2 protein-coding genes and 1 pseudogene are annotated in these 4,989 nt (G+C 36.3%); 2 read left to right on the forward strand and 1 reads right to left on the reverse strand.

Features of this window, described 5'->3' with window-relative positions:
- Positions 1-220: 220 nt before the first annotated feature.
- Positions 221-1,924 (reverse strand): septation ring formation regulator EzrA, encoded by a 1,704-nt coding sequence (ezrA, locus tag AACL61_RS06620; protein ID WP_339111155.1) that lies wholly within the window; start codon positions 1,922-1,924, stop codon positions 221-223.
- 391 nt (positions 1,925-2,315) lie between these two features.
- Between ezrA and rpsD the strand changes: the two genes are divergently transcribed.
- Complete coding sequence (rpsD, locus tag AACL61_RS06625; protein WP_003666632.1) at positions 2,316-2,921, forward strand: 30S ribosomal protein S4; 606 nt, start codon at positions 2,316-2,318, stop codon at positions 2,919-2,921.
- A gap of 388 nt (positions 2,922-3,309) precedes the next feature.
- Positions 3,310-4,850, forward strand: a pseudogene (gadC, locus tag AACL61_RS06630) (glutamate/gamma-aminobutyrate antiporter).
- Positions 4,851-4,989 lie beyond the last annotated feature (139 nt).

Consider the following 4,989-nt stretch of genomic DNA (forward strand, 5'->3'; position numbering starts at 1 on the left):
TATCGCCCACCCGCATAGCAGGTGGTTTTTTGTTTCGTGCACTCGCTCTGCTCGCGCACTCAACCAGGTCTAAAGACATTAATAAGAAAAAAAGGAGGCTGGAAAAAACTTCATTTTTTCAACAGCCTCTTTATTTATAGGAACATTGTTTAAGATATCGTGGAACTAGCTTCGCGTCGTAACCACAAGGCGGTAGGCTAATTCCCACTCACCTTGATTTTTAATTTTTACCAATTTCACGATAATAGGTATCTTCAATTCGTTTGTAGCTACCAGGTTCTATTTCTTCTAAAACGGTCGCAATTGCTTCTAAGCTTGCCGTGTAGTTAAACTGCTTAAAAAGTTCTTGGGATTTTTTAGCTGCTGCTGCAATCTTTTCGTTATCACTAAATCGATTTGCATATTGTTGGAATCGTTCTGTTAATTCCGCACTATCACGAAGAATATCAGTCTTGTCATTTAATGTGTCTAGGTCTGACTCAACGATAATTAGTTGCTTCGTAATTTCATCCATATTGATCTTATACTCATTCAATTCATCAGCTAACTTTTTAATCTCATCGCTGACACCAAAGAAATAGTCTAAGTAATCTTTTGGTAAGCCAGGAAGGTTCAACTGTTCTACTTGCCGATGAATTGTACGAATCTGGGTGGAATATTTTTGAAGCATTTGACGGGCGCGTTGCTCATCAGTCTGTAATTTAGCAACTTCATTGTTAAGCTTCTCTTGGCTTTTTTCAATTTCAGTCAAGTTCTTTTGATTGGACTTTTGTCGATCAAGCACCTGACTATAAACAGCCGTTTTGTTAGCAACTGCTTCTGCGTCATCACGATACTGCTTAATAATTGCTTTAATTTGTTCACCAAGTTCACGAACGGTTTCTTGTTCATGATTAGTAAGCGTATAATTCAAACTCAACCGGTCTAATTCTACACCAAGTTCGTCATTTTGCCGTTGAGCGTGTTTTGTAAAGTCTTTCATCACTTCAATCAAATGAACAGCTTCATTCTTAGCATCAATTTCCTTTTGCATTACCCCGTATAAGTAATCAATCTGGTCACTAAGATCTTTATTAGATTGTTCCACAACACCTAATTGTAAATTGTTAAGTTGGTCAATCGTCTGATCCAGTTTGGATTGGAGCTGTTCAATTTGCTTATCAATATTTTTCTCCGTAAAGTGGAAATTTTGTTTTACAAGTGTCTTATAACCACTTTTTAGCTCGGATAATTGTTCTGGAAACTCGGTTGCAATTGGCTTATAGAGCTGAGGAATCTTCTTAAGGTCTTGTTCAAATTTATCGTTTTCAGATTGCAAATTGGTTAAAATCTCTTGAGCCGCTTCAATATCGCCCTTATTAGTTAAATCAGTAAATTGAGCGAATTGATCCTCTAATTCATTTAATCTGCTATTTAACTGCTTTTCACTGTCTCCATATTCGAAGCTCTTCTCATTTAGTTGCCGGTGGAATTGACGATATTTATTTTTAATCTGCTCGACCGCTTGCTTATGGGTATGTTGTTGTTGACGAAGATGTTGTAAGTCTTTTTGGATCTGTTGGAGAGTTGTTGTTAACTTTGCCAAATCTGCTTGCAGGTCTCGAATCTGAGTGTTAATTGTCAGCAACTTGCTCGTCCGTGAATCTGCTAATAATTGGGGAGCTCGTTTATTAAAGGCTGTGATCGCTGGTCGCACTTGTTTTTCATACTTGTTTTTAATTGTTTCAAATTGCTTTTTAGCATCCCCGATTAGTTGCAATTCTTCAACATTTTTGATCTGCTGGTCAACTTTTTGATCTGCTAGCTTTTTCTCGCTTTCCATTAAGTCGTTGATCTGTTTAACAGCTCGTCGTTGATAAAAATATACGCAAGCTAATATTGCTACAACAATAATTAAAATACCAATCAATACTTGAAAAATCACTTTTTCCACCTACTACTTTTTATTGTTTATTGCTCTTGCACAATAATTATCCGTATAATCCTATTTAAAATTATAGTATACCACAATGAACGTGCTTTAAAAGATATGAAAAAACATCTACGTTTAATAAACTTTTATATTGTTCATCATTCTGCTAAAAAAAGTTACGAGGTTTCTAAAGAAAAGATTGACTTATTATTACGAACCGTTGTACACTAGATTTTGTGTAAAATAATGCAGCAGTGAGGGGCAAGCTCGTCAACAGACTGGTGCCTAACGGTGTTTTTAGTAACCCGGCTGCTAGGGTGAAAGATTCAAATCAGCCTGCACGAATGCCAAGCTCACAATCGGATTATTTTACTCCAACTAAAATTATTGGAGGAATTTATTTATGTCTCGTTACACTGGTCCAAGTTGGCGTGTTTCACGTCGTCTTGGCGTTTCACTTTCAGGTACTGGTAAAGAATTAGCACGTCGGGCTTACGCTCCTGGTGACCACGGTCGTGATCGTCGCGGTAAGCTTTCAGAATATGGTACACAATTACGTGAAAAGCAAAAGCTACGTTTTATGTACGGTATGACTGAACGTCAATTCTCAAACCTTTTCGTTCGTGCCGGTAAGATTAAGGAAGGTACTCACGGTGCCAACTTTATGGCATTGCTTGAACGTCGTCTTGATAACATGGTTTACCGTCTTGGTTTAGCCACTACTCGTCGTCAAGCTCGTCAATTAGTTAACCACGGTCACATCACTGTTGATGGTAAGCGTGTTGACATTCCATCATACGAAGTTAAGGTTGGTCAAATCATCGCCGTTCGTGACAAGTCTAAGAACTTAGACATCATCAAGAACGCTGTGGAAGCTGTTGTTTCTCGTCCTTCATACGTTGACTTTGATGCCGACAAGCTTGAAGGTAAGCTTAACCGCATTCCAGCACGTGAAGATATGAACGCTGATATTGATGAAGCTCTTATCGTTGAATTCTACAACAAGTAATCAATAGCTATCACTTGTTTGATTCAACCCAAAAAGGCATTCCCAATTTCTTTGGGAATGCCTTTTTATTTACTTTAAATGTTCTTCAAAGCAAAGCTCCCCCTACAAGCAACAATCGGCTTCCACTATTCGGTTTTACCGAGTGGTGGAGGCCATTATTTTACTGCACTAGTCGCTCTGGCTACAGCTCTACTCACATTATATTTCCACCTAATCTTTCGTTTAAAATAAATATTTTTATAACATAATATTTGCAAAAAGAAAAAAAAAAAAAAAAAAAAAACATATATTTAAAAACCCGAAATACAAATAACAATTATTATTTGCATTTCAAACAGATCAATCAGTACTGAATCTCTATTTTACACTTTTTTGAAAGGAGTAAGAAATGGTTAACAATCAACATATTAAAAGAAACTTAACTCTTTTCGGCTTCTTTTCTTTAACAGCTTCAATGGTACTCACTGTATATGAATATCCAACATTTGCCACCTCAAAACTTCACTTAATATTCTTCCTTATTCTTGGAGGTTTATTCTGGTTCATTCCGGTTGCCCTATGTGCTGCTGAAATGGCTACTGTTAACGGTTGGAACAATAACGGCGGTGGCATCTTTAGCTGGGTTTCTCATACTCTTGGAAAAGATGGGGATTTGCAGCTATTTTCTTCCAATGGTTTCAAATTACTGTTGGATTTGTGACAATGATTTACTTTATTTTAGGTGCATTTTCATATGTACTTAATTGGCCAGCGTTAGATACAAACCCCATGATTAAATTTTGGAGTGTGCTACTAATTTTTTGGCTTTTAACATGTTCGCAATTTTGGGGAACGAAATATACTGCCTATATCGCTAAAATCGGCTTTGTAATTGGCATTTTAATCCCTTCAGTTACACTCTTTGGACTTGCGATTGCCTATGTGGTAACAGGAGTAAAACTACTAGTTGATTTTTCGTGGCACGCTTTTATTCCTAACTTTACCAAGTTAAATACACTAGTTGTTTTTGTATCATTCATTTTAGCTTATATGGGTGTTGAGGCTTCGGCTTCTCATATCAATGAACTCAAAAACCCAAAAAGAAACTATCCGTTAGCGATGTTCATTTTAGTCATATTAGCTATCTGCCTTGATACATTTGGTGGTTTCGCAGTTGCAGCGGTCGTACCGCAATCTGAGCTTTCTTTAAGCGCAGGCGTTGTTCAAGCCTTTAAATATTTATTACTTTATTTTAACACTCATCTTAACTGGCTAGTTAAAATAATTGCTCTAATGATTACCTGTGGAGTAATGGCAGAAATTAGTTCATGGGTTATTGGTCCTTCGCGGGGAATGTTTGCTACTGCTCAGCAAGGAATTTTACCATCAATTTTTCAAAAAACAAATAGACATAATGTTCCTATTAATTTAATTCTTGTACAAGGAATTGTCGTTTCTATTTGGGATGCTGTCTTAACTTTTGGTGGCGGAAGTAATAACGTCTCTTTCTTTGTTGTCATCTCTCTAACAGTAGTTATTTACTTAGTAGGATATTTACTGTTTTTCATTGGTTATTTAATCTTAATTTTTAAGAAAAAAGAGCTAAAAAGAACTTATGAAATTCCTGGTGGAACAGTTGTAAAAGCAATTGTGGCTATTTGCGGACTACTAGTTTCAGTTTTTGCTTTCTTAATTTCTTTTGTTCCACCAAGCAGTTTGCCAGTAACATCTCATCATTCCTATTTGTATGTATTGATAGGGAGTTTTGCAATCACAGTGTTACTTCCATTTATAATATATGAAATATACCAAAGACACAGCAAACACCATCAAATCAATACTCCTCAACATTTACTTGCAAAAGACGTTAACCCAACTACCCCACCAATCGCTCGAGGAGAACATCATATTATTACAAATTCAGATAAAAAAAAGCATTTAGCAAATTAACCTAGGAGGTTTTATCTATGGCAGGATTATACGGAAAAAATGATCAAGAAAAACGTGATGTGTTAGATCCTATTTTCGGTTCACACACCTCTGATCACGCACTATCAAAATATGAATTAAATAAGAGGCTGGGAAAAAA

It is taken from the genome of Limosilactobacillus reuteri subsp. porcinus (assembly GCF_036621895.1).
GTDB lineage: Bacteria > Bacillota > Bacilli > Lactobacillales > Lactobacillaceae > Limosilactobacillus > Limosilactobacillus reuteri_J.